This window comes from Sideroxyarcus sp. TK5 (assembly GCF_054601595.1).
On sequence record NZ_BAAHSJ010000002.1, the window covers coordinates 470,619 to 494,212 of the forward strand.

Here is a 23,594-nt window from a genome sequence, read left to right on the forward strand (position 1 = left end):
CGATTGATAATTTTTCTCGAGGGTTAGCTTATAAGCCAGAACCATAGCCATCCCTCTAGTTTTTGTCTATTGGAAATCTGGCCTATATATTTTCGAAAATATATAGGCCAAGAGATGAGCGTTACCGTTAGATGCTGTCCACGTTCAACTGCAGCCAGTATTCCAGCAATGCCAAATGCCATAGCTTGCTGCCGTTCAGTCGCGTGAAGTGCGACTCCGGATCAGCGAGTAACTTTTCCACGTATTCCTGATTGAACAAGCCGCGCTTCTGGCAAGCATCCGAGAGCAGGATGTCGCGCATGAATTGCAGGAACTCACCGCGCACGTATTTGAGTGCGGGGACGGGGAAGTAGCCTTTGGGGCGGTCGATGACGCTGTCGGGGATGAGGCCGCGGGCGATGGCTTTGAGCGGGAATTTGCCGCCTTCTTTCAGGCGCAGTGAGGGCGGCATCTTGGCGGCCAGCTCCACCAGTTCATGGTCGAGGAAAGGTACTCTGGCTTCCAGTCCCCAAGCCATGCTCATGTTGTCCATGCGCTTAACAGGATCGTCCACCACCAGCGTACTCACGTCGAAACGCAACACCTGATCGAGGAATTCGTCGGCATGCGGTTTTGCCAGTTCCCTGGCGACCAGTTCGCTGGTGACATCTTCCGTGCGGTAAGCCTCGCTCACCGTTTCCAGATATTCGGCGTGGTCGCGGTCGAAGTAGTGGTTGCGGAACTTGTCCGGCGCGCTGCCTGCGGTGGCATCCATCTTCGGGTACCAGAAATAGCCGCCGAACACTTCGTCCGCACCTTGTCCGGCGAGCACCACTTTCACATCTTTGGATACTTGTTCCGCCAGAAGATAGAAGGCGATGTTGTCCTGGCTCACCATCGGCTCGGACATGCTGCGCACCGCTTCCGGCAGGCGCTTCAGCACTTCGCTGTTGGGGATGAGCATCTTGTGATGTTGCGTTTTATAACGCGCCACCACCTGGTCGGAATATTCGAACTCGTCGCCTTTCTCCGCATCGCCGCCGATGTCTTCGAAGCCGATGGAGAAGGTGCGCAGATCGGGCACATGGTCGGCCAGCAGCGCCACGATCAGGCTGGAATCCAGACCGCCAGAGAGCAGCACGCCCACCGGCACGTCGGCCGCGAGGCGGTGGCGCTCCACCACCTTCTTCAACACATGGCGCGTGGCCTGTATCCAGTCCTGTTCGCTCAGTCCCACATCGGGGCGTGTCGCATCCAGTTCCCAGTAATGCTTGAGCTCGACGTCGCCTTTCGCCGTGATGCGCATCCAGTGCGCCTGCGGCAGTTTGCGGATGCCGTTCAGCAGGGTGCGCGGGGCGGGGACGGAGGAGTGCAGCGTGAGGTGGTGGTGCAGTGCGATGGGGTCGATACTGGTGTCGATGCCGCCGCCCGCCAGCAGCGCTTGCGTGCTGGAGGCGAAGCGCAGTGAGGCGCCGTCAAGTGCGTAATACAAAGGCTTGATGCCGAAGCGGTCGCGCGCCATGAACAGCGTGTGCTCGCGCTGGTCCCAGATGGCGAAGGCGAACATGCCGTAGAAGTGCGCCACGCAATGCTCGCCCCATGCGTGATACGCCTTGAGGATGACTTCGCTGTCACCGTCGGAAAAGAACTCATAACCCATCTCCAGCAACTCGGCGCGCAGTTCGCGGTAGTTGTAGATGGTGCCGTTGAACACCAGCGTCAGGTGCAGCGTCTCGTCCACCATCGGCTGGCGCGAACGGTCGGACAGGTCGATGATGGACAGGCGTCTATGGCCGAAGGCGAGCGGGCCGTCGGCATACATGCCGGAGGCGTCCGGCCCGCGCCGTGTCAGCGCGTCGGTCATGCGCATCAGTCGCGCGTGGTCGGGTGTTTGTCTATCGAAGCGTAGTTCGCCGCAGAGGCCGCACATGGGTGGTTGCTTTCAGAATTCGATGGAGGGGCGGATCACGAAGGTCAGCGTGTTGTTCTCGATGCTGCGCAGGCTGCCGGCATACTCTTGCGGACTGGTCCAGATAAAACCGGCGCTGAGCGTGGGGGTGTAGCCTTTGTCGGGCAGCGGCAGTTTCTTGCCGGCGATGAATTCCATGCGTACCAGCTTGCCCGACTGCTGCAGGAAATGCATGCGGAAGTCGCCGGTGGTGTTGTCCAGCCAGTCGAGGCCGGGCGAATGCAGTTCGGTGTTGCTGCGCGACAGCGCGACGTAATACACATCGTTGATTTCGATGTTGTTGTGGAACTTGGCCCCGCCACGGAAGCTCCAGGACAGTTTCTTGTCGGTGTAATCGAGCTGGCCCTTGATCTTCCATTCCAGTTCGAACCAGTGGTCCCCCACCATGACGTTGTTCTTGATGTGTTTCTCGCCCATGCTGAACAGATAACCGGTGTAGCCGTAGTTGTTGCCTACGCGCGTGTCGCCCGGGCGCTGCAACTTGGCCACGTTGCCGAAGAACAGCGACACCGCCCACGGCTCCTGGAAACCGGCGGTGAGCGATTCGATGATGTTGAAGTTGTCGCCGATCGCCCCGCTGTCGTAGAAGCCGCGATGATGGGTCTTTAGCCAGGTACCCAGGATAGGCATCGGATACAGGCTGGCTTCCACCGTCATGTAGCGCGGCACCACGGAGTCCTTGATCAGTTCGCGATAGATCACCGCTTCGCTGCCGGACTTGATGACGGGTATGGGTTTGTCCGTGAGCGGGATGTTGTAGCCCGCGTTGGTGTAATAGGGATCGATCTCGTAGACGAACTCGGCCTGCGCCGCCTCTTCCTGTGCACCGGCCGACCCGAATACCAGAGTGGCGAGGGCGAACAGCAGGAATGGGTGAGGGCGGATGGACATGGCGCAGGATTCTATAGGCAGTTGCGCCAGCCTCAAAGCAAAGCCGACTGCAACAGGGGGTTTCGGTAGAATGTGCCATCCCGAACAGGAGCGAACCTTGAAAAGACTCACTACCAGCGATCTGGCCGCTCTCGGCCGACAGGCACAGGGCGCGCCGCGCCTGCGCATGAACAGCAACCTGCACACCGACCTCGCCGATCCCATCCAGCGCCTGGCCATCGCCATGGAGCCGGACACCCTGATCCTGCCGCACCGCCACCCGCATACCTGGGAAGTGCTGATCGCCTTGAAGGGCCGTTTCACCGTGCTGGTGTTCGACGAGACGGGCCGCGTCACCGAGCGCGCCGAGCTGGGCGGGGACTGCAGCGTGGTCGAGATCCCGGCCGGCGGCTGGCATGCCGTGCTGTCGCGCGATGTCGGCGCGGTCATCTTCGAAGTGAAACACGGCCCCTATGCGCCCATCGCGGAGGCGGACGTGGCGGCGTGGGGCAAGGGCCGCACGGCCACGGAATTGAACGCATGGTATGCGGTGGCACAGGTGGGCGAGCGTATCGCCTGAGGCAGTGTCCATGGAGGAGCGATGCGACTGATGTGGCATGTGCTGGGTATGTTGCTCGCAGTCTATGTCGGCCTTGCGCTGCTGCTGTTCCTTTTCCAGTCGCGACTGGTGTTCTATCCGCAGATGGACAGGGCGCTTTCCGCCACGCCCGCGCAGATCGGCCTGCCTTTCGATGAGTTGCGGCTAAAAACCGCCGACGGCGTCGAACTGCACGGCTGGTATGTGCCGGTCGCAGAACCGCGCGGCACGATACTGTTAACGCATGGCAACGCGGGCAACATCTCGCATCGTCTCGACTACGTGGCGATGTTCCACCGTCTCGGCTACAACACCCTCATCTTCGACTACCGCGGCTACGGCAACAGCAGCGGCTCGCCTTCCGAACAGGGCACTTATCTCGATGCCGAAGCGGCCTGGGCATACGTCACGCAGATTAAACATGAACCGGCTTGCCGCATCGCATTGCTCGGCGAATCGCTGGGCGGTGCTGTCGCCGCGCAATTAGCCACCCGGCATCGACCGGCCGCGCTGGTGCTCGCCTCCAGCTTCACCTCCGTTCCCGATCTCGGACAACAGCTCTATCCCTGGCTGCCGGTGTGCTGGCTGGCGCGCATCCGCTACGACACGCGCGCCTATCTGCAGCAGGCGCAGGTTCCGCTGCTGGTCGCCCACAGTCCGCAGGACGAGATCATCCCCTATGCGCATGGGCGGGCGCTGTACGCCGCAGCGCGCGCGCCCAAGACCTTCCTCGAACTGGCCGGTGGACACAATGACGGATTCATCTTCATGCGTGAGGATTGGGTCGGCGCGTTGCGCGATTTCCTGGCGCGCCACGTGGGCGTCGCTTGCGAACGCTGAGGGGCGCGATGACCTGGCGTTGACGGATGCCCTGCCGGGCGCCATGCTGGAAACGTCGGCACAGGCAGTCAGCCATTGTCGGCATAAGGCCTGAGAGGAGGAACGATCATGCTGGGCAAGACCCGTATCCGTCGTCCGCTGGCGATCGCACTGATGCTGCTGGGCGCCGTGATGATGTATTCGGCCCCGGAAAGCCGCGGGGGTGCATGGATTCTTGTGCTGGGGGTGGCCATCGAACTGGTCGGCATCGCCATCAAGCGCAAAGAATGAGGCGCTGAGAACCGTGATGCGGGAGGGACGATGACCGATACAGCAAACGCACACGCAGGCGCGGATCGCCATGCACCGGCGCGCGAGCGCATGCTGGCATCCATCCGTCTCATGGCGGATGAGGCTGCCGCTTACGGCGGCGTGCCGATCTCGGAGCGCGTGCTCGATGTCATGGCGGCGGTGCCGCGCCACCGCTTCGTGCCGGACGCCGAGGAATACGCCGCCTACCAGAACCAGCCACTGCCCATCGGCCACGGCCAGACCATCTCGCAACCCTACATCGTCGCGCTGATGACCGAGCTGCTGGCGCTCGAAGCCCGGCATAAGGTACTTGAGGTCGGCACCGGCTCCGGTTATCAGGCGGCCATCCTGTCGCGGCTGGCCGGGCAGGTGTACAGCGTGGAGATCGTGGTACCGCTGGCCGAGGCAGCCGCGCAACGCCTGCACGAGCAGGGTTATGACAAAGTCGAAGTGAAGGCGGGCGACGGCTCGCTCGGCTGGCCGGAACACGCACCCTACGACGCCATCATCGTCACCGCAGCGGCCGAGCAGGTGCCGCCCGCGTTGCTGCAACAGCTCAAACCGGGCGGTCGCATGGTGATCCCCGTCGGCGGCTGGCTGGATGTACAGCAACTGATGCTGATCACCAAGGCGTACGACGGCACACTGCAGCATAAACGCATCGAGCCGGTGCGCTTCGTGCCGCTCACCGGGGCAGGTTAGTCTGTCACTGCCAAGAAGGCGGCAAGCATTAGCCTTGCGACGCGGACGATTTGCTACACTCGTCCCGGCCCCGCAGCGGCGGAATAGCATGTGGAACTTCGCAGGAGTCGACCGATGAAAGTAGGCATACCCAAAGAGATCAAGACCAACGAGAACCGCGTGGCGATGGTGCCGGCCGGTGTCGAGGCGCTGGTCAGCGCCGGGCACAGCGTGATGGTGGAGAGCGGCGCGGGCGCAGGTAGCGGCTTCAGCGACGACGACTATCGCGCGGCGGGTGCGCAGATTGCGCCCGATGCCGCTACGGTGTGGGCGACGGCCGATCTGATCGTCAAGGTGAAAGAGCCGATCGAGGCGGAATGGAGACTCATCCGCCGCGGCCAGATCCTCTTCACCTATTTCCACTTCGCGGCCAGCGAGCGCCTGACGCAGGCACATCTCGATTCCGGCGCGGTGTGCATCGCCTACGAGACCGTGGAACTGCCCTCGCGCGAACTGCCCCTGCTCACACCGATGTCGGAAGTTGCGGGGCGCATGGCGGTGCAGGAAGGCGCGAAATATCTGGAGAAGCTGAACGACGGCCGCGGCATCCTGCTGGGCGGCGTGCCCGGCGTGGCCCCCGCCAAAGTGGTGGTGCTCGGTGCCGGTGCGGTCGGCGTCAACGCCGCCCGCATCGCGGCGGGCATGGGGGCCAGCGTGGTCATGCTCGATATCGATCTGGCACGGCTGCGCTACCTGAGTGAAGTCATGCCGGCCAATGTGCGGTTGCTGTTCTCCGACCGCCACCAGTTGCTGGCGCAGATCGCCGATGCCGATCTGGTGATCGGTGCCGTGCTCATCCCCGGCGCGGTGGCACCGAAACTGGTGCGCAGCGAAGACCTCAAGCTGATGCGAAAGGGCGCGGTCATCGTCGATGTCGCGGTCGACCAGGGCGGCTGCGTCGAGACCACGCGCCCGACCACGCACGAGCATCCCACCTATGTGGTGAACGGCGTGGTGCACTACGCCGTGGCCAACATGCCCGGCGGCGTTCCGGTGACCGCCACGCTGGCGCTGACAAACGCCACCCTGCCGTATGTGCTGCAACTGGCGGACAAGGGTTACCGCGAAGCGCTCAAACAATCGCCTGCGCTGCTCAACGGTCTGAACATCATCGCGGGCAAGGTCACCCACCGCAAAGTCGCCGAAGCCTTCGGCATGCAATATCATCCGGCCGAATCCCTGCTCGACTGAATAGGACCCTATGCCGACACTCCGCCTGACACCCGCCGAACTCCGCCTTGCCATCCAGCCAGACTCGCTCGGTTTCACCGACACCTCGGAGTTGCTCGACTACCCCTTGCCCTGGATCGGTCAGGAGCGTGCCGAGTCGGCCGCGCAGTTCGGTCTGCAGATGGAACAGCCGGACTACAACCTGTTCGTGCTGGGCGAGGTGGGCAGCGGCCGCGCTTCGCTGCTCAAACACGCGATGGAAAAGGTCGCCGCCACCCGTCCGGTGCCGCCCGACCTGTGCTATCTGCACAACTTCGATGTGCCTGAGCGGCCGCTGGCCCTGCGCCTGCCGGCCGGGCAGGGGCGGCAACTGCGGCAGATGATGGCGCAACTGGTGAAGACGCTGATCAAGGAGATCCCGCTGCGGCTGAACGGGCAGGACTTCAAGAGCGAGAACGAGCGCATCGAGAGCGAATACAAGACTGCAGAGGCGAAGGAATACGCCGCACTCGATGCCTCGGCCGAACAGCGCAGTTTCACCCTGCACCGCGAGAACGGACACATGGTGTTCACCTATCGCGATGCCAAGGGGAAGACGCTGACCGAAGAAGATATGCTGGCACTGCCCAAAGAGAAGCGGGCGCAGATCGACCAGGCGGAACTGGAGTTGCGCGCCGAGATCAGCCAGTATTTCGACCGGACGCTCGCCATGGGGCGTACCAAAGACGAGGCGCAGGCCGCGCTGCGGCGGCAGGTGGTGAAGCCGCTGCTCGATCACGCCTTGCAGGAGATACGCGCCGCCCTGAAGAAACAGATCAAGGACTCGGTCAAGCTGGGCAACTATCTGGACCAGGTATCACGCGACGTGCTGGACAAGGTGGAGCTGTTCGAACCGCTGCCCAGCGACGACGACATCCGGCTGGAGGCGCTGAACAAGACGCTGTCTCGTTACCGCGTCAATCTGGTGGTGGACAACGACGGGCTGTCCGGCGCGCCGGTGATCATCGAAGACAATCCCATGCATCGCGCGCTGCTGGGCAGCATCGAATACCAGTCCGAGAACGACGTGCTGATGACCGATTTCTCGCGCATCCGCGCGGGCAGCCTGCACAAGGCGCACGGCGGTTTCCTCATGCTGCATCTGCGCGACCTGCTGGTGGACGGTCTGGTGTGGGATAAGCTGCGCCGCCTGTTGCGCAGCGGCCGTTTGCAGATCGAGGAACCGGGCACGGCCTTCACGCCCATCGCCACCGTGTCGCTGGAACCGGAAGCGGTGGATGTGGACATCAAGATCGTGCTCATCGGCTCGCGCGAACAGTATTACGAACTGCAGGAGAACGATCCCGAGTTCGCCCGCCACTTCCGGGTCAAGGTGGATTTCGCCGGGAGCTTCTACGCCAACGCCGAGACGCGCCATGCCACGGCGATCTTCGTCGCCAACGCCTGCAAGCAGCGCGGCCTGCCGCATTTCACGTCCGCCGCCGTGGCGCGCTTGCTGGAGGACGCGCACCGCGCCGTGGACGACCAGTCGCGCCAGAGCGCGAACTTCGCGCGTATCGAATCGCTGGTGATGGAGAGTGCCGCGCTGTGTACCGCGCGCAACGCGAGACTGGTCGAGGCCGCCGATGTCGATGCCGCGCTGGCCGCGCGCATCAGGCGTCACGACTATCCCGAGCAGCGCATGCACGAAGCCTTTGCCGAGGGCGATCTGCTGGTCGATGTGCACGGTGCCAAGGTCGGGCAGATGAACGCGCTGACCCAGATCGATCTGGGCGAATACCGCTTCGGCTTCCCGGTGCGGCTCACCGCGCGCACCTATGCCGGCGAAGACGGCCTGCTCAACATCGAGCGCGAGGTGGAACTGTCCGGTCCCATCCACGACAAGGGCGTGTTCATCCTGCAGAACTACCTGTCCGCCCTGTTCGCGCACAACGCGCCGCTCAACTTCAACGCCTCCATCGTGTTCGAGCAGGAATACAACGGCGTGGAGGGCGACTCCGCCTCCTGCGCCGAGCTGTACACCCTGCTGTCGTCGCTATCCGGTCTGCCGATCAAGCAGGGCATCGCCGTCACCGGCGCGGTGAACCAGCACGGCGAAGTGCTGCCGGTGGGCGGGCTCAATGAAAAGATCGAGGGCTACTTCCGTGTCTGCGTGTCGGCCGGGCTGGACGGCAGCCAGGGCGTGCTGATCCCGCACCGCAACCGCCGCCACCTGATGTTGTCACGCAAAGTGCTCGAAGCGGTCGACCAGGGCTTGTTCCATATCTACACGGCGGAACATGTGAGCGAGGGGATCGAATTGCTCACCGGTCTGCCCGCTGGCGTGGCGGACGAGCACGGGGACTATCCGCAGGGCAGTGTGCTGGGACACGCGCAGCAGACCTTGCTGGCTTTCCATCACGCCTGCCAGGAATCGGGGCACCACAAGAAAGAGGACTAGGGGCGGATTTGACTGTCATTCCGGCGCAGGCCGGAATCCAGTGGTTTCATTGATATGCTGTTATGGCAGTGCGTTGCACTGTTTGTTCAATTGACTGGACACTGGCCTTCGCCGGTGTGACGAGTCGATCTGCCTTCCCCGTCCGTTCAGCGCGACCAGTGCACCCGCAACAGGTTCTGGTCCGGGTTGTAGTGGAACTCCAGCTCGCCCTGATAGGCATGATGCAGCGCCTCGCCGATGCCGCGTGCCAGATGCATGTCGGTGGTGGTCACCATCAGACCGTCCGGCGTCTCCTCGATGTCCATCACGCGCTGCAAGGGGTGCTCGGCTTTTTCGCGATCCTCGTGGTGGCTGATCAGTTGGCGGATCTCCGCCTCGTGTACGGCCAGGAAATCCCCGCTCAATGCAAGGAAGCCGGCCGGAAAGCTGTCGCGTATGCGGTGGCAGGCCGGGCACAGTGTCTCGTGCGCGCCGGCAGGCGCTTCCATCCACTGCCAGCGGCCATCATGGAACACGGCACCGCAATCCGGGCAGCGGGCCGGTTCGGCGGGTTTGCCTTTGCTCTGGTAGGTGTCGTGCACCGCTTCCTGCATGAGCTGGTCGCGACGGACGAGTATGAAACCGGGGGGATGTTTGGACATGGCGTTCTCCTTTCGAGGGGACAGCCTCTGCCCGCAGGGGCGGAGACTGTCCAAAGTTTCATGACACCGCGATGTTGATCGACTTGCGCTTCGCTTTCGCGGACTTGGGCAGGGTGACATTCAGCATGCCGTCCTTGAACTCGGCTTTCACCTTGTCCTCGTCGGCGTCATCCGGCATGCGGAAGCTGCGCACGAAATTGCCGTACGAACATTCCACCCGGTGGTACTTCTTGTTCTTCTCTTCCTTCTCCATCTTGCGCTCGCCCTGGATGGTGAGCATGCCGTCCTGCACCGTGAGCCGGACATCCTCCTTCTTCACGCCGGGGATCTCGCCCCGGATCAGATAGGCATCGTCGGTTTCGCTGATGTCGACCGAAGGTGACCAGTCGGCGACGGCCAGCATGTTCTGGCCGGATTCCTCGGTATTGCCGCTACGACCGAAGAGACGGTTCAGTCGGTTGGACACTTCTTCCAGTTCCTTGAATGGATCCCATTTGATCAGGTTCATGATGTTCTCCTTGGGTTAGTTGCGGGCAGCGGACTCGAAGCAATCCTCCCGCCAGCGGCAATCCAGCTGGTCGCACCTGCCTTCCTTCGCAGTGGCGAAACAGTCGAAATTGCCCTCGGCGAGCTGGATGCTGCGAATCAATTCGATCTTGTACATGTACTCGGGGCGGATGCCGCGAGACTTGGCGATGACGTGCAACTCTTGCATGTTCATGACAGTTCTCCTTGCTGCAAGGTACGGGTCACACTAAGCTTGCACGCGCTGAACGGCGCGCAGGAAAGATCATTCTTATCCTATAACAGCATGATTGCAAGACATAATTGTGCCTATATACAGGTCTATATAGGTACATGGACGGTAGCCGCGAAGCAGTCCGGCGACGCAAGGAACGTAGACACTCAACGGGGAAAATGAACATGGCAGTGCGATGGAGCAGAGGTTGGCAGGTGCTGGGGATGCTGGCCTTGCTGATACCCGTGGCGGGCGAGGCGACAGAGGCACCGCCGACGGCGGACATCGAAGCCTTCGTGCACGAGGGCTGTCCGCACTGTGCCAGGGCGCAAGAGTTCCTTGCACAGTTGCAGCAGGAGCAGCCGGGCTTGCGCATCGTCATTCGCGATGTGGGCAAGGAAGCGGCCGCCATGCAGCGCCTGCAGCAGATCGCAGCCAGCCACGGCCCGGTGCGCGTGCCGACCATTTCGATCGGCGAACAACTCATCGTCGGCTATTCCGAAGAGAGCGGCACCGACCGCCTCATCCGGGACACACTGGCAAAGCGCCACAGCAGCGAGTTCAGCGTTTCCCTGTTCGGCCATGAACTGACGCTGGCACAGATCGGCCTGCCGCTGTTCACGCTCACGCTGGGCCTGCTGGACGGGTTCAATCCCTGCTCGATGTGGGTGCTGTTGCTGATGCTCTCGCTGCTCGCGCCGCTCAACGACCGCAAGCGCATGTTCGCCGTGGCGGGCACCTTCATCGCGGTGCAGGGCATCGCCTACTTCCTGTTCCTCGCCGCCTGGCTCAATCTGTTCCTGCTGGTCGGCCTGTCGCGCATCTCCGAGATCGTCATCGCGGCGCTCGCGCTGTTCGCCGGGGCGGTCAACCTCAAGGACTACTTCGCCTTCGGGCGCGGGCTGTCGCTGTCCATCCCGCAAGCAGCCAAGCCCGGTATCTACCAGCGCATGCGCAACATCCTGCAAGCAAAGGATCTAACCGCCGCCATCGTTGCCACTGTCGTGCTCGGCGTGCTGGTGCAACTCGTCGAGCTGATGTGCACCTCCGGCTTCCCCGCGTTGTTCACACGCATCCTCACCCAGCACGAACTGGACGGCGCGAGCTACTACGGCTACCTGCTGTTGTACGACCTGGCCTACATGCTGGACGACCTGCTCATCCTCGCCGTCGGCGTGGTCACGCTGAGCCAGCGGCGGCTGCAGGAGAGGGAAGGGCGCATGCTCAAACTGTTGAGCGGGTTGGTGATGGTGGGGTTGGGGGTATATTTGTTGCTGCCTTGAAGCCGGATGCATCGGCGTTTCCCTAGGCCGTATGCAACGCCAACCTGAACAAGGCCCCGCCACCCGGCGCATCCGTGAGGGAGACATCGCCGCCGCCGTGTGCCTCCACTACCGCTTTGCACAGCGCCAGCCCCACGCCGGTCGATGGTGCATTGCCTGACGGGTGGTGCAGTCCGGGGCCGTCGTCCTGCACGAAGAACGTCACCTTGTCCGCATCCTGTTCGAACCACACCCGCACATTCCCGGCGGCATAGCGCACGGCGTTGTTCAGTGCCGACTCGATCGCCACGCCGGTCAGGTATTCATCGAGCAGTGCCGTGCCGCCGCGCTTCATTCCGGGCGCGATGCGGATGCGCGCTTCGTCCACTTCCATCTCGAACGCGTGACCGTGTTTGCCGCTGGCGGAAGGGCTGACATCCAGCGTGTCTTGCAGGAACTCGCGCAGGTCGACCTCGGCCAGGTTCGGCCTCAGTCCGAACTGCTCGTGTTTGTAGAGCGTGAGGAAAGAGACCAGCCGTCCCTTGAGTTCGCTGCAACGCTGGTAAGCCTTGCGCGCTTCTTCCGGCATGTCCGGATGATGGTTGAGCTGCTCAAGATCGGCTTCCAGCAGCGCCAGCGAGTTCTTGATGTCATGGATGACCAGTGTAGAAAGCGCTTCTTTCATCATGCCCCCGATATCTGATCATAAAAACGGTAGAACGCCATCACCTTCTCGTTCTGCGGCACCAGTTTGTCCAGTGTTGCCAGATAGTGCTTGGCGCGTTCATCGATCTCTTCATCCATGCCGTCCTGCTTCAGCCACAGCAGATGCAACTGCGCGGCGGCGAGCAGGGCTTCGATGTTCTCGTCGTGGATGGCCAGCGCTTCATTCACCTTGCCGAACGCTTCTTCGAAATGCGCGCTGCGCATCAGCTTGTGCGCCTCGTCCACCAGCACCAGGATGCGCCGCTGTCCTGCATCGATGACATCCTCCACCTGGTCGTGACGTCCGGTGTCGCGCATCGACTTGGTGACATGGCGCGCGATGCGGTGGCGCTCCTTGCCGCTGGCCTGCACCGCCTGCGTCATCAGCTTCAGGCCGAGTATCTCGTCTCCCAGTTTCAGCGCGGCCTTGCCCAGCCGGTTCATCGCCGCGCTGGTGTTGTTGTCGGGCGTGATGAGGCGTTGCGAACGCTCCAGATATTTCTTCGCCTTGTCTTCGTCGCCGCTGTCGAAATACGCCTGCGCCAGGATGGCGTTCTTCGAGATACCGAACTCGTCCTTCTCCGCATATTTGCGCGCCAGTTTCTCCAGCGTGTGGATGGCGGCCTGCGGTTCGCCCAGGTCGGTCTGGATCTGCGCCAGCGCCAGGAAGTCGTCCGGCCTTTCCGTGATGGAGCCGGTGGAGAGCTTGATCGCCGCTTCCGAGTTCTTCTTCGCGTCGTCCAGCTTGCCCAGCAGGAAGGCCGATTCCGAGGTGGTGCGGAAGCGCCGGGCGGTGGGCAATATCTCGGCGGCGCGCGTCGCCATCTCGTAAGCGCCTTCCTCGTCGTGCAACTCAAGACGGATGTCGGCCAGCAACTCGTAGGCCGCCACATAGCTCGGGTGGCTCTCGATGATCTCCTGTGCCGACTTGGCCGCCCCTTCCAGATCGCCGGACATGCGCTGTGCCCGTGCGAAACCGATCTTCACCCAGGGCACGTTGTCGTGCAGCGCCAGTGCCTGCCGGTAGGTGGCCAGCATGTTCGTCACATCGTGCAATGCATGCTGCGCTTCGGCCTTGAGGCGCAGGGCCGCCATCTGCCAGCGCTCGTTGCTTTCCAGCGCCAGCAGCCTGTCGCACTCGCTCACCACCCGCGCGTAATCCTTCGCGTCCATCGCCGTCAGCGCCGGCATCAGGAAGTGACGCCGGTCGAACAGGCGCTCCAGCCGCGCGCGCAGTTTTTTCTCGGGGCAGGGCTTGAGGATGTAATCGTCCGGTGCGAACTCGGCCGCGTTCGCCACATAGGCGTATTCCGCCTCGGCGGTCACCATCACGAAGATGGTCTTCGCGCTCAAAAGGTGTTCGTTGCGCAGGTATTCGAGGAAGTGCTGGCCTGAGCTGGCCTTGTTCAGGTTGTAGTCGCACAGGATCAGGTCGAACTGGTAGATCTCAAGCTGGCGCAGCGCCTCTTCAGCGTTCGACACGCCCTTCACCGAATTGATGCCCATCCATTCCAGTTGCGAACGCAACGCATGGCGCATCGCGCCCATGTCGTCGATCACCAGAGCGGTGAACTTGTCGAACTGGATGAATTCGCTCGATATGACGGTCGGCTTGGTGCCGCCGATGATGTCGGCCATCGTGTTTGCGCCGGACTTTTCCTGCATCGATACACTCCCTGATCGATGTTGCGAAATGGCGTAACGTACGTTGCGTTACGGTAATGACCGGAATCATATCCAAAAACGCATGCGCGTCAGGGTTTTTCTCGGTGAACATGGCGGAGCTTTGCGGTAAGCTACGCCACCCTTTTGAATCAACCTCCAGCAAGGAAAGCACAAGCAAATGGCACAAGGTCAATATGTAATGTCCATGCTCCGCGTGAGCAAGACAGTCCCCCCCAAGCGTCAGATCATCAAGGACATCTCCCTCAGCTTCTTCCCCGGCGCCAAGATCGGCCTGCTGGGCCTGAACGGCTCGGGTAAATCCACCGTGCTGCGCATCATGGCCAAGCAGGACAAGGAATACGACGGCGAGGTGCAGCACCTGCCCGGCATCAAGATCGGCTACCTGCCGCAGGAACCGCAGCTCGACCCGACCAAGACCGTGCGCCAGGAAGTGGAGTCTGCGCTGGGCGAGGTGATGGAGGCGCAAGCCAAGCTGGATGCCGTGTATGCCGCCTATGCAGAGCCGGATGCCGATTTCGACGCGCTCGCCGCCGAGCAGGCGCGACTGGAGAACATCATCGCCGCCGGCGGCGCGGACGCCTCGCACCAGATGGAGATCGCCGCCGATGCGCTGCGCCTGCCCGAGTGGGACGCCGTGATCAAGAACCTTTCCGGCGGTGAGAAGCGCCGCGTGGCGCTGTGCAAGCTGCTGCTGGAAAAGCCCGACATGCTGCTGCTGGACGAACCCACCAACCATCTTGATGCCGAATCGGTGGAATGGCTGGAACAATTCCTCGTGCGCTTCCCCGGCACCGTGGTCGCCGTCACCCACGACCGCTACTTCCTCGACAACGCCGCCGAATGGATCCTCGAACTGGACCGCGGCCACGGCATCCCCTGGAAGGGCAACTACTCAAGCTGGCTGGAGCAGAAGGAAGCGCGGCTGGAGCAGGAGAACAAGCAGATCGACGCGCACATGAAGGCGATGAAGCAGGAGCTGGAATGGGTGCGCCAGAATCCCAAGGCGCGCCAGGCCAAGTCCAAGGCGCGTCTGCAACGCTTCGAAGAACTCTCCAACACCGAATACCAGAAGCGCAACGAAACGCAGGAGATCTTCATCCCGGCCGGTGAGCGCCTCGGCAACGAAGTCATCGAATTCGACGGCGTGAGCAAAGCCTATGGCGACCGCCTGCTGATCGACAACCTCAGCTTCAAGATCCCGCCCGGCGCCATCGTCGGCATCATCGGCCCCAACGGCGCGGGTAAATCCACCCTGTTCCGCATGATCACCGGCAAGGAACAGCCCGACAGCGGCACAGTGAAGATCGGCTCCACCGTCAAGATCGCCTTCGTCGACCAGTCGCGCGAAGGGCTCGACAACGACAAGACCGTGTTCGACGCCATCTCCGGCGGTAACGACATCCTCACCGTGGGCAAATACGAAACCCCGGCGCGCGCCTACATCGGCCGCTTCAACTTCAAGGGTGCAGACCAGGGCAAGATCGTCGGCCAACTCTCCGGCGGTGAACGCGGCCGTCTGCATCTGGCGCAGACCCTCATCTCCGGCGGCAACGTGCTGCTGCTCGACGAGCCTTCCAACGACCTCGACGTGGAAACCCTGCGCGCGCTCGAAGACGCGCTGCTCGAATTCGCCGGCTGCGTCGCCGTGATCTCCCACGACCGCTGGTTCCTCGACCGCATCGCCACTCACATCCTCGCCTGCGAAGGCGATTCGAAGTGGGTGTTCTTTGACGGCAACTATCAGGAGTATGAGGCGGACAAGAAGAAGCGGCTGGGTGAGGAGGGGGCTAAGCCTAAGCGGATTCGGTATAAGCCGATTAGTCGATAGTCGATGAATTTCAATAGTGTTGCGAAATGAGTAATAAGAAGTTTACGTGCGTCGACTTGTTTGCTGGTGCGGGCGGTTTTTCTTTGGCTGCTAAAAATGCAGGATTGTCAGTTGTTGCAGCCGTTGAGAAGAATGGGCATGCCTGCTCTTCATATCGATACAACATCATAAAAACAAGCAATACTGAACTTTACGAAAAGGACATTCTTGAATTGTCTCCTCAGGAGTTGATTCAAAAACATTTCGCTGAAGGAAGTTGCTGCGACATCGTGCTTGGTGGACCGCCATGCCAAGGTTTTTCAGTTCATCGGATAAATGATGCTGGTGTCGGCGATCCCAGGAATAAACTGGTTTTGCGGTATTTTGAATATGTCGCAACTCTACGACCGAAAGTATTTCTTATGGAAAATGTGCCCGGAATACTTTGGAAGCGCCACAAGGAGTTTATTGATGCTTTCTATGAAGAGGGGGAGAAAGCGGGATATGTAATCAGGAAGCCGGTTGTGCTGGATGCCAGAGACTATGGTGTGCCACAAAGAAGAAAGCGTGTATTTATTCTGGGTGTTCAAAAGAATTTTTCTTTTACTGAACCTTGGCCACCGATTCCTACACATGGAAGTCCGATAGCGAGAGAAGAAAATCCAGAATTGGAACCTTGGGTTTCTGCCGCATCCGTTTTTGATCAGATATTGCCGGAAAACGATCCGAACAATATTCACATGAACCATACAGCAGATTTGATTGAGGTATTTAAGTCCACTCCCTGTAATGGAGGGAGTCGACGTGAGTCAAACCGAGTATTGCCGTGTCATGCAGAACATAACGGTCACAAAGATGTATATGGCAGAATCGATCCCTCGCAGCCTGGTCCGACGATGACAACTGCCTGCATCAATCCATCAAAAGGGCGATTCGTTCATCCAACTGAGCATCACGGTATTACAGTACGTCATGCAGCTCGTTTCCAAACCTTTCCGGATTGGTTTGAATTTCAAGGCGGTTTGACTTCTTCCGGAGAGCAAATCGGGAATGCGGTACCGGTTAAACTCGGGGAAGTGCTTTTGCGGTCACTTGCGAAAGGTATTAGAAGCGGCTTGAAGCAAAAGGAACTCCAGAAATACAAAAGGAGGAATCGTGGTTGATGCCATTGCTTTTAAGACCAGAGCCAGAACGATAGATCATCTAGGTCGGGAACAGATTGCGGACTGCCCGACAGCCATTTCCGAGTTGTGGAAAAACGCTTACGACGCCTATGCGCGGGAAGTGGCCCTGCACATTTTTGACGGCGAAGTACCGATTGCAGCCATTATGGATAACGGCCACGGCATGAGCCGACAGGAATTCGTCGAAAAATGGCTTGTTATCGGTACTGAGTCAAAAGCATCAGCTACGGAAGTGTCTGAAGAGGATCGAAACGGACTCCCCCATCGCGAGCGACAAGGCCAAAAGGGAATTGGCCGCTTATCTTCCGGATACTTGGGGTCGTTGCTTCTTCTCATCTCCAAACGAAAAACTACCCCATTTGTTGCCACGCTGATCGATTGGCGGATGTTTGAAAATCCTTTCCTGTATTTGCAGGACATCGAAATTCCCGTTGTGGAATTCGAGAATAAAGAAGAGCTCTGGACACACATCCCTACACTGTTCGACAAGATGATGGGCAACGTTTGGGGAGACGGAAAGGATAAGGCTCGCGACGAACGCATTGCCATGGCATGGGCGGCGAGCGATGAACTCGAAAAGTCAGAAGGTCGCTCTTCGATCAAGGAGGCCATCGAGAAAACCCTGATCGATACAACCTTTACCGAACGTCATATCGAGAACTGGCCTGTTTGGAGCAATCAATATCCACATGGCACAGCCATGCTGATGGCGAATGTCGTATACGACTTGGAAGCGCAGCTTCACAATGCGGCGACCTCAAGTGATAGTGAGACGGCAAAGAGTGCACAAGAAAAATTATTCCAGACGTTATCGAACTTTACCGACCCATTTGTTGACCCCGCCGAAGCTAAAAGCGAATTTGGCGCAGATAACTTTCATTATTCGGTAACCGCTTGGGAGGGCTCATTGAGTCGTCCTATTATTTCGGATGAGCGGGAGTTTGACCTTAAAAATCTTGAAGGATTGGAACATGTACTCGATGGGAAAGTAGATGCAAACGGAATCTTTAAGGGTAAGGTAAAAGCTTTCGGAAAATGGCTTGATGGCGAAGTAACAATCAACCCGGCTTATGCTGTTCCAACTCGTTCAGATACTCGCGTTGGCGCCTTTCATTTAAGAGTTGGGACGTTTGAACAAATGCAGTTTGCGACATCTCTTCATAATGAGCTGTACTCACAACTTTTCGATCAGGCAAAAAAGTACGGCGGTTTTAGAGTTTATAGAAATGGTCTGCGCGTGATGCCGTATGGCCGAGAGGATAACGACTATTTTGAAATCGAAAAGCGCCGAACCATTCATGCAGGGCGATGGTTTTGGTCCAACCGTCGGTTATTTGGTCGAGTGGCATTGACGCGCCACGACAATCCCAATTTGCGCGATAAGGCCGGGCGCGAAGGGATTATCGACAATAAGGCTGCAAAAGTATTCCGCGATGTCGTCATAAATATTCTCAAAGAAAGTGCAAAGCGTTTTTACGGTACCGACTCCGATGTGCGCCAGCAAGTACTTCCCGAAATTCAGGCGAACCACGCCAAGCAAAAGGCAGACGAAGCACAGAAAAAAGTTAAGGCAAGAAAAAGACGAGAATTCCGCAGTAGACTGGCAAACAACCTGCCGGTAATTCGAGAGCTTCAGCAAGAGTTGGGGGTGTTAGCCGAAACCGCATCCGAGGGAGCGCTGCCGACAACAGAAACGGAACTGTTGGCAATGCGTGAGCGCATATCCGAGCTAAAAGCTCGTCGCTCAGAACTCTCGCTTGGGCCGGCGCCGAGCAACTTGGGTACATTGGAATCCGATTACCGGGAATTCAGAAACTGCGACGTTCGCGCCAGCGAGCTCGTCGTTCGCTTAAGCGATTCGGTTTCTCATGCTCTGGAGAAAATCAAACCCCAATCCAGCCGAGATGCGGCTTACGCCGAAATCAGTCGCAATGCCGCATATCTGCAACATCGGTTGCGCAAGTGGTCTGGTGAGGCCAAGGATATTCTCAGTGCCGAAATCAAGCGTGTTTCGGAACTGGTTGATGACCGGAACAAGCGCTATCACACAGAAACCCTGCCGTTATTGGATGACCTGGAGCATGGGCGCACAACATTGACGAAAGTTCTCGATCAGCTTGAGCTTGAGCGCGACAAACAGGATCGTGAAAACTCGGAGCTTTTCGAGCCGTATATATCGACCCTGAAGAGCTTGCAGGAAAGCGTGGATATCGAAACCCTCGTCAGCTTCACTCTGGATGAATCCACGGAGTTACGTCAGGAGTTGGATCGCCTTAATGCACTGGCCCAGCTTGGGATTACGGTGGAAATCATCGGACATGAAATCGAGGGGCTGGAAATGACCATCTCCAGAGGGCTGGAGAAATTGCCGGATGCGGCAAAGAGCTCGCCGAGCTTCGATTCAATCAGGAATGCACACCATGCGCTTGTGGATAGGTTGCGCTTCCTCTCCCTATTAAAACTTTCCGGCGAAAAAATCAGAACCTGGATTACCGGCGACAAAATCGTCGAGTACGTTAATGGGTTCTTGGGGGATAGCCTCGAACGGCGTGGGATTACCTTGAATATCAGCCCAGCCTTTAGGCATTTTAGCGTGTATGAACAGCCGCCCAGAATCTATCCCGTATTCATTAACCTGATCAACAACGCCGCCTATTGGGTAAGTCAGACGCCGGGTAACTCGAAATCGATTTCGTTGGATGTTGTCGACGGCAAGATCGTCGTCTCCGACGACGGCCCCGGCGTGGAAAAGGATGACTTGAAGAATCTCTTTAGCCTGTTCTTCACCCGGAAGATACGCGGCGGTCGGGGTGTCGGCCTATATCTCTGTCGGGCAAATCTCGCCGCAGGTGGACACACGATTAGTTATGCGACGGACAGAAATATGCAAAAACTATCCGGTGCAAATTTCATTATCGATTTCAAGGGAGCGAAGTATGAATAGCGCGGCAGCGGAGATTGATGTCCATGATCGCCTGATCCGGGAAGCTTTCATCGAGCCTATTCGGACGGTCGTTGTGGTGGATGATGATTATCCCACTCTTGATACTTTGTCTGCGAAGGAACTCGGCAATACGCACGGCTGGAGTGACAAGAAAAGCGAAAATATTCCTAGGGTCCGTAATCTTTTTTCGTTTGCAAGAAACAGGGAGCGTCCGTGGATTATTGATATTCATGATGCTAACGGAGCAGGGAGTCTGCAATCTGGACGTCAGGCGGCATCCCATCTCCATGAGTCAGATCTCTTGATCTTGGACTATCACTTACAGGGGGATAGCGGCGGGGGAGATGCCGCCATTAGCATTCTTAGAGATTTGGCGTTAGGAGGCTATTTCAATTTGGTAATCGTGCATACCAAGGGGAATTCCGGAGATCATCTCAGCGTTCTCCGAGAAATTGCCTTAGCTCTTACCTCGCCAATCCAGCTGCTTTCTGCAGTGGAAATGGGCAGCGCAAATTCCATGCTGGACGAGTGGGAGGAGTTAGATGATGGCGTCGTCTCTCGACTGCGGGAAGAAGTGTCTACAGATTGCTATTTGGAGCTAAGGGGGCACAAGGCTTTTAACATCTCAGCCTTCCTTCAACGCCCGGAAGGGCAGCGCGTTCTTGAAATATGGAAAAAGAGGCCAGTGGGAATAAAAATCGATTCCAAATTGTTGGCAAATTGGCTGTTACATATGAAACAGGAACAGATACAAAAGCAACTTTCGAGCATTGATTTGGGTAATGTTCAAGTTGGAAGAAAAGAAGGTATCAATTGGATATTGGCCGATAAGCTGTTTGTTACCGTCTTGCCTAAGACGTGCGAGCCTGACGAATTTGAGGCCAAATTATTGGATGCTATTCGAGCCTCTTTTCCTTCTCCTCATAGACTATTACTTGCCAAGATGAGGGCGGAAATTGATAAGCAGGGGTTGTCTGCCGAGGCTGCAATCTTGGGGAATCGTTATCTGCAGGCGGAATGGTTGGGGGATTTTTTAAACCCCAATCCGACTGATGCAACAGCGGTTGTTTACAGTACCGTAAGCCGGCACTGGGAAGCGCTTGGAGACCAGCTTCATCAATCAGTAGGTGATTTTACCAAGCAGTTGCATGATCACTTCTCTACTCTTGAGGTTGGTGAAGTGATGGCGCGTTGTGGGCTTAACAAGAATGACATTGGAAGCCCTGAGGCCCTAAGGCGTTTTAATTGCTATGCCAGTACAAAACCATTTGATAGGGGGCACTTGACGACAGGTCATGTGTTCAAATTTCAGCCTCCGGAAGAGGATGCGCAATACTGGATATGTCTGTCTCCTGCGTGTGATATGGTTCCACGGCAAGAAAAAATTGATGGGAATTTGCCATTTATAGCTGTACGCCTTCACCGATTCACGGATGAACGTCCAATCAAAAATGCGGCAAAGAATGTTTTCCTTTTTATAGACATTGAAGGCGAAATCCAAACATTCTCAATTCATAAAGATGGCGTTGGAGAAAACCCGGACTGGCAGCAGATGCTTGTTCGCAGTGGGGGGAGATTTTCTGAGGGTAATTGTCTGAAGCTATGCTCGGTTATTGACACTGGCGAGGAGTTAAAGCTGGAGCTGTTTGAGGGAAATGTTGTTGCGCAGCTAAGGTCGGAATACGCGTTAAATTTACTTCAGCGTATTGGCACAGTTCTTTCTCGCCCAGGCCTTGGCATGAACTTCAAGCAGCGCTCTTAATCTGCTTATGGATAAACTCTCTCCGACAGAGCGCTCCCGCGTAATGTCGGCGGTTCGAGGTAAGGATACGACGCCGGAATTAATTGTAAGGCGGCTGCTTCATTCGATGGGCTTTCGATTCCGGCTTCATCGGAAAGATTTGCCGGGTAAGCCGGATATTGTGTTGCCGAAATACCATGCATGCATTTTTGTGCATGGCTGTTTCTGGCATCAACATCCAAGATGCAAAAGAGCTTCTCGACCAACCAGCCATACAGTTTTTTGGAATGCGAAGCTTCAAGGAAATGCTGATAGAGACAAGAAAAATTACCGAGCGTTAAAACGCTTAGGGTGGCGAGTCATGGTGATTTGGGAGTGCCAAACAAAAAATCCCAGAACGCTACAAGACAAGATTTTTCATTTTTTGGAAGAACAATCGGGGACAGGCCACGTTTTCTGAGCCCGCGTAGGGCGCAATAACCAACGGGCATTGCGCCGTATCGAAGGGGAAACTTGAACATGAGGAGTTGATGCATGCCAACCATCAGTCAGTTCTTCGGGATCGTCATCCAGATGTTCTGGCGCGAGCATGCGCCACCTCACTTTCACGCCATGTATGGCGAATACGAAGCCTTGATAGACATCCGTACACTTGAAGTCATCAAGGGCAGTCTGCCCAGGCGTGCGCAGGCACTCGTACTCGAATGGGCAGCACAACATCGAACCGAATTGATGGAGGACTGGAATCTATGCCAATCGAAACAGTTACCCAAGAACATAGCGCCGCTGGAGTGACGCCCGCCGCACCTTGGCGAGTGCGAGCGGTCAACGTGCTGCCGGGATATCGCCTCAGCGTGACCTGTAACGACGGCACAAGTGGTGTCGTCGATATGTCACATCTGGTTGCAAGCGAAAAGGCAGGCATCTACGCAGCCCTCAAGGACGAGAAACTATTCAATCAAGTGAATGTTGAACTCGGAGCGCTTACTTGGCCGAATGGTGCCGATCTTGATCCGGAGTGGGTGCATGAAGAGATCGAGAAGAATAAATCGTGGTCTGTCCCCGATTAATCAAATGTGATGCGCCCCCTTTCAGTTGCTTAACCATATAGAGAACCTTCATTCACCATGCTCATAAAACAGCCAGACGACAAGACCAAAGATATTGAATGTCTGAGAGAGCTTGCCGCGCGTCCGGACGTTTCTGCAGAGGTTCGCAAGAATATCGAGCAGGAGATTCGCTTAGCTAAAGGGGTCAGGCTCGAATTTCATCGGCACATCACATGACATTCACCTCAAGCAATAAACGCATCGTCATCATCGCCGGGCCGAACGGTGCAGGCAAGACGACATTCGCGCGGGAGTTTTTGCCGACTGATGCGGAGTTGCCCAACTTTGTGAATGCCGATCTGATTGCCGCTGGCCTTTCCCCATTTGCTCCAGAGCTTGCGGCTTTCAAGGCGGGGCGGATCATGCTGGAGACAATCGAGGATTATGCGAAGCGCGGAGAGAGTTTTTCTTTCGAGACGACGCTTTCCGGTTTGACTTATGCGCAGATGATCCCCGCATGGCGCGCATCGGGTTATGCGGTGAAACTGATCTTCCTTTCTTTACCGGATGCCGAGATGGCTATCGAGCGTGTGGCGATCCGCGTGAGGCAGGGCGGACACAATATTCCGGTGGATGTCATTCGCCGCCGCTTTGTGCATGGCCTCCAGAATTTCGAGCGTTACAAGGTGCTGGTGGATAGCTGGCAGCTATACGATAATTCCGACACGCCCGCTGTTTTGATAGATGAGGGACAGAAAAAATGAAATCGGTAGCCGTTTCAAAACTGAAAGACCCCGACCTGCAAAAAGCCCCGCAGGCATTGATGCGCGCTTCCGAGAAAGCGCGTCAACTGGCCGAGCAAACCGGCACGCCATTCATTTCGCGCAAAGCTGCAACGGTCGATAAAAAGAGCAAGTAAGTCGTAAGAGTCCCCCCTC

Annotated in this window: 23 protein-coding genes; 16 read left to right on the plus strand and 7 right to left on the minus strand. The window is 57.9% G+C overall.

What is annotated here, in order from left to right; all coding sequences use genetic code 11:
- Positions 1 to 127 precede the first annotated feature (127 nt).
- Both ACYPYQ_RS05305 and ACYPYQ_RS05310 read right to left on the minus strand, forming a co-directional pair.
- Positions 128 to 1,909, minus strand: coding sequence for an N-acetylglutaminylglutamine amidotransferase (locus tag ACYPYQ_RS05305; RefSeq protein ID WP_459720831.1), 1,782 nt, complete (start codon positions 1,907 to 1,909; stop codon positions 128 to 130).
- A gap of 12 nt (positions 1,910 to 1,921) precedes the next feature.
- Positions 1,922 to 2,839 carry a hypothetical protein gene (locus tag ACYPYQ_RS05310; protein ID WP_459720834.1) on the minus strand — a complete coding sequence of 306 codons (918 nt, stop codon included), beginning with the start codon at positions 2,837 to 2,839 and terminating at the stop codon, positions 1,922 to 1,924.
- A gap of 97 nt (positions 2,840 to 2,936) precedes the next feature.
- On the opposite strand from ACYPYQ_RS05310, the gene ACYPYQ_RS05315 reads away from it, so the two are divergent.
- From ACYPYQ_RS05315 to ACYPYQ_RS05340, 6 genes are all read left to right on the plus strand, one after another.
- Entirely contained in the window at positions 2,937 to 3,398 is a 462-nt protein-coding gene (locus tag ACYPYQ_RS05315) for a WbuC family cupin fold metalloprotein (RefSeq protein ID WP_459720837.1), read from the plus strand.
- Positions 3,399 to 3,419: 21 nt separating this feature from the next.
- Complete coding sequence (locus ACYPYQ_RS05320) at positions 3,420 to 4,256, plus strand: alpha/beta hydrolase (protein WP_459720841.1); 837 nt, start codon at positions 3,420 to 3,422, stop codon at positions 4,254 to 4,256.
- A 108-nt stretch (positions 4,257 to 4,364) separates the two neighbouring features.
- Positions 4,365 to 4,526 carry a hypothetical protein gene (locus ACYPYQ_RS05325; protein WP_459720844.1) on the plus strand — a complete coding sequence of 54 codons (162 nt, stop codon included), beginning with the start codon at positions 4,365 to 4,367 and terminating at the stop codon, positions 4,524 to 4,526.
- Between the two features lie 30 nt (positions 4,527 to 4,556).
- Entirely contained in the window at positions 4,557 to 5,249 is a 693-nt protein-coding gene (locus ACYPYQ_RS05330; protein WP_459720850.1) for a protein-L-isoaspartate(D-aspartate) O-methyltransferase, read from the plus strand.
- A gap of 114 nt (positions 5,250 to 5,363) precedes the next feature.
- A complete protein-coding gene (gene ald / locus ACYPYQ_RS05335) occupies positions 5,364 to 6,479 on the plus strand; it encodes an alanine dehydrogenase (RefSeq protein WP_459720853.1) in 1,116 nt (371 codons plus the stop codon).
- Between the two features lie 10 nt (positions 6,480 to 6,489).
- The gene (locus ACYPYQ_RS05340) at positions 6,490 to 8,898 is read left to right on the plus strand and encodes a Lon protease family protein (RefSeq protein ID WP_459720856.1); all 2,409 of its coding nucleotides are present in this window, start codon (positions 6,490 to 6,492) and stop codon (positions 8,896 to 8,898) included.
- A gap of 146 nt (positions 8,899 to 9,044) precedes the next feature.
- Here ACYPYQ_RS05340 and ACYPYQ_RS05345 read toward each other — a convergent pair whose 3' ends face one another.
- From ACYPYQ_RS05345 to ACYPYQ_RS05355, 3 genes are read right to left on the minus strand one after another with little or no spacing between them, the layout of a single operon-like run.
- Positions 9,045 to 9,539, minus strand: coding sequence for a BCAM0308 family protein (locus tag ACYPYQ_RS05345; protein ID WP_459720858.1), 495 nt, complete (start codon positions 9,537 to 9,539; stop codon positions 9,045 to 9,047).
- 58 nt (positions 9,540 to 9,597) lie between these two features.
- Positions 9,598 to 10,047, minus strand: coding sequence for an Hsp20/alpha crystallin family protein (locus ACYPYQ_RS05350; RefSeq protein ID WP_459720861.1), 450 nt, complete (start codon positions 10,045 to 10,047; stop codon positions 9,598 to 9,600).
- 15 nt (positions 10,048 to 10,062) lie between these two features.
- Positions 10,063 to 10,260 (minus strand): SAP domain-containing protein, encoded by a 198-nt coding sequence (locus tag ACYPYQ_RS05355; RefSeq protein WP_459720865.1) that lies wholly within the window; start codon positions 10,258 to 10,260, stop codon positions 10,063 to 10,065.
- A 203-nt stretch (positions 10,261 to 10,463) separates the two neighbouring features.
- Between ACYPYQ_RS05355 and ACYPYQ_RS05360 the strand changes: the two genes are divergently transcribed.
- Positions 10,464 to 11,561, plus strand: a complete 1,098-nt coding sequence (locus tag ACYPYQ_RS05360; protein ID WP_459720867.1) for a glutaredoxin family protein — start codon at positions 10,464 to 10,466, stop codon at positions 11,559 to 11,561.
- Positions 11,562 to 11,583: 22 nt separating this feature from the next.
- Here ACYPYQ_RS05360 and ACYPYQ_RS05365 read toward each other — a convergent pair whose 3' ends face one another.
- Both ACYPYQ_RS05365 and ACYPYQ_RS05370 read right to left on the minus strand, forming a co-directional pair.
- A complete protein-coding gene (locus tag ACYPYQ_RS05365) occupies positions 11,584 to 12,225 on the minus strand; it encodes a sensor histidine kinase (RefSeq protein ID WP_459720871.1) in 642 nt (213 codons plus the stop codon).
- On the minus strand, positions 12,225 to 13,910 hold the full coding sequence (locus tag ACYPYQ_RS05370) for a response regulator (RefSeq protein ID WP_459720874.1): 1,686 nt from the start codon (positions 13,908 to 13,910) through the stop codon (positions 12,225 to 12,227). The genes ACYPYQ_RS05365 and ACYPYQ_RS05370 overlap by 1 nt, the downstream gene beginning before the upstream one ends.
- 178 nt (positions 13,911 to 14,088) lie before the next feature.
- On the opposite strand from ACYPYQ_RS05370, the gene ettA reads away from it, so the two are divergent.
- The 9 genes from ettA to ACYPYQ_RS05415 all read left to right on the plus strand — a co-directional run bounded on the left by ettA (position 14,089) and on the right by ACYPYQ_RS05415 (position 23,575).
- Positions 14,089 to 15,759 carry an energy-dependent translational throttle protein EttA gene (ettA, locus tag ACYPYQ_RS05375; protein WP_459720878.1) on the plus strand — a complete coding sequence of 557 codons (1,671 nt, stop codon included), beginning with the start codon at positions 14,089 to 14,091 and terminating at the stop codon, positions 15,757 to 15,759.
- A gap of 26 nt (positions 15,760 to 15,785) precedes the next feature.
- Positions 15,786 to 16,901, plus strand: a complete 1,116-nt coding sequence (locus ACYPYQ_RS05380) for a DNA cytosine methyltransferase (RefSeq protein WP_459720882.1) — start codon at positions 15,786 to 15,788, stop codon at positions 16,899 to 16,901.
- A complete protein-coding gene (locus tag ACYPYQ_RS05385; RefSeq protein WP_459720885.1) occupies positions 16,894 to 19,866 on the plus strand; it encodes an ATP-binding protein in 2,973 nt (990 codons plus the stop codon). The genes ACYPYQ_RS05380 and ACYPYQ_RS05385 overlap by 8 nt, the downstream gene beginning before the upstream one ends.
- Entirely contained in the window at positions 19,859 to 21,628 is a 1,770-nt protein-coding gene (locus ACYPYQ_RS05390; RefSeq protein ID WP_459720889.1) for a response regulator receiver domain, read from the plus strand. The genes ACYPYQ_RS05385 and ACYPYQ_RS05390 overlap by 8 nt, the downstream gene beginning before the upstream one ends.
- Positions 21,629 to 21,635: 7 nt before the next feature.
- Positions 21,636 to 22,067 carry a very short patch repair endonuclease gene (locus ACYPYQ_RS05395; RefSeq protein WP_459720892.1) on the plus strand — a complete coding sequence of 144 codons (432 nt, stop codon included), beginning with the start codon at positions 21,636 to 21,638 and terminating at the stop codon, positions 22,065 to 22,067.
- Positions 22,068 to 22,141: 74 nt separating this feature from the next.
- Complete coding sequence (locus tag ACYPYQ_RS05400; RefSeq protein ID WP_459720895.1) at positions 22,142 to 22,402, plus strand: DUF4160 domain-containing protein; 261 nt, start codon at positions 22,142 to 22,144, stop codon at positions 22,400 to 22,402.
- The gene (locus ACYPYQ_RS05405) at positions 22,357 to 22,677 is read left to right on the plus strand and encodes a DUF2442 domain-containing protein (protein ID WP_459720899.1); all 321 of its coding nucleotides are present in this window, start codon (positions 22,357 to 22,359) and stop codon (positions 22,675 to 22,677) included. The genes ACYPYQ_RS05400 and ACYPYQ_RS05405 overlap by 46 nt, the downstream gene beginning before the upstream one ends.
- 212 nt (positions 22,678 to 22,889) lie before the next feature.
- Positions 22,890 to 23,420 (plus strand): zeta toxin family protein, encoded by a 531-nt coding sequence (locus tag ACYPYQ_RS05410; protein ID WP_459720905.1) that lies wholly within the window; start codon positions 22,890 to 22,892, stop codon positions 23,418 to 23,420.
- Positions 23,417 to 23,575, plus strand: coding sequence for a hypothetical protein (locus ACYPYQ_RS05415; RefSeq protein WP_459720908.1), 159 nt, complete (start codon positions 23,417 to 23,419; stop codon positions 23,573 to 23,575). The genes ACYPYQ_RS05410 and ACYPYQ_RS05415 overlap by 4 nt, the downstream gene beginning before the upstream one ends.
- Positions 23,576 to 23,594: the final 19 nt, after the last annotated feature.